General features: G+C 52.8%; 1 protein-coding gene. It reads left to right on the forward strand.

Going from position 1 to position 252, the window contains the following annotated elements; translation table 11 throughout:
- Nucleotides 1-58: 58 nt before the first annotated feature.
- On the forward strand, nucleotides 59-252 hold a 194-nt coding region (locus AC1RPY_RS08085; protein ID WP_481763168.1), incomplete at its 3' end, for a hypothetical protein.

Consider the following 252-nt stretch of genomic DNA (forward strand, 5'->3'; position numbering starts at 1 on the left):
GCGTCAGTCGAACAGCGGCTGATGAATGCCATGAACGAACTAGTTGAGGAAGATGAAGATGAACAAGAAGTATCACCGTGAGGTGCGTCCCATGTTCAAGTCGCTGGAGCAGTATCTAGGTTTGGAACTGGATCGTGTCCGGCACACGGAACTCGAACAGTTCGCGGAAGAGCACAAACAGTTCGTGCGCCTGAACGACAAGAAGGACGAGGCTCTGTTCGGCATCGAATGCCACACGCTCAAGATTCGTGC

It is taken from the genome of Dellaglioa sp. CoH-56-MRSF-12, from assembly GCF_056782075.1.